Genomic DNA, 1,253 nt, shown 5'->3' with positions numbered 1-1,253 from the left:
GGTCCGGGCCCCACAGGATCTCCAGCGGGAAGTGTGACTCAAGGCAGAGGCCCACGGCCATGCGCAGTGACTTTTCCCAATCGCTGAGCGGCCCGAGTGGTGTGTTGGACCAGTCCATGGACATCATCAGGCGCCCGGTCTTGCCGCCGGCAGCGAAAATGCGGGTCATGCTGTCTGGGCCGCCCGCGGTGGAACTGATATCCCACCCACAGTGGTCTGGGGTATTTTGACCCGAAACGCCGATTTTACTCTGCCTTTTCTGTGATCGTATCCCGACTCTTTCCCGATATTCCCCGGGGCGGGTACGCAAAACCAGGAGGTGCCCTCGGGCCGCCTGGTCGTCGGGGTTGCCTCGCCGTCGGTCGCGGAGGTCGGTCGCGAGATCTCCCGCCCTGGAGTCGTCGGGTGGAGAGGGGGCGGGGAGGTGCCGCCCCACCGGCACAGGCCCGACCAGGCTGGCCGCCCTGCCGGGTGGATCTTCCTGGTTGGACGAGTCGCGAGCCACAGGATCCGGTCGGGGATCGACTCCGCCGCCTTGACAGCGAGATAGTTCCTATATAAAAACATAGGTGCGTATATACAAGCGCCGTGCTGGGCGGTCCCGGCTGGCACGGCGCGACGACCGCCGCTACGGAGGCCGCAGGGAAGCGGCGCCCTGGGACGGCTGGAGGCTCGGGCGATCGAGCGCTCGCAGAGATCAGACGGAGTCGGGCGCGATCCGCGGGCGCAGACCGAACCGCTCATCCCGCGCAGTTGGGGGAACACATGCAGTTTGGCCGGTACTACGAGGAGTTCGAGGTCGGTGCGGTCTACAGGCACTGGCCTGGAAAGACGGTCACCGAGTACGACGACCATCTGTTCTGCCTGCTCACGATGAACCACCACCCGCTGCACCTGGACGCCAACTACGCCGAGCACACCACCCAGTTCAAGCGCAACGTGGTCGTCGGGAACTACGTCTACTCGCTGCTGCTCGGGATGTCCGTCGCCGACGTTTCCGGCAAGGCGATCGCCAACCTGGAGGTCGAGTCGCTGCGGCACGTGGCGCCGGTCTTCCACGGGGACACGATCTACGGCGAGTCGACGGTGCTGGACAAGGTGGAGTCGAAGAGCAAGGACGACCGCGGCATCGTGACGGTCGAGACCCGCGGCCTCAACCAGGACGGCACCCTGGTCTGCGTCTACCGGCGCAAGGTGATGGTCCCCAAGCGGTCCTACGGCGAGGCCCGCGGGGGAGAACAGCCCGGCCGGCC

Annotated in this window: 1 protein-coding gene; it reads left to right on the top strand. The window is 66.2% G+C overall.

Going from position 1 to position 1,253, the window contains the following annotated elements:
- Nucleotides 1–765: 765 nt before the first annotated feature.
- On the top strand, nt 766–1,253 hold a 488-nt coding region (locus tag AC559T_RS13310; RefSeq protein ID WP_498868898.1), incomplete at its 3' end, for a MaoC family dehydratase.

This window comes from Frankia sp. Hr75.2 (assembly GCF_949319125.1).
GTDB classification, from domain to species: domain Bacteria; phylum Actinomycetota; class Actinomycetes; order Frankiales; family Frankiaceae; genus Parafrankia; species Parafrankia soli.
The sequence above is the reverse complement of the archived record's forward strand: the minus strand, read 5'-3'. Positions and strand labels throughout refer to the sequence as shown.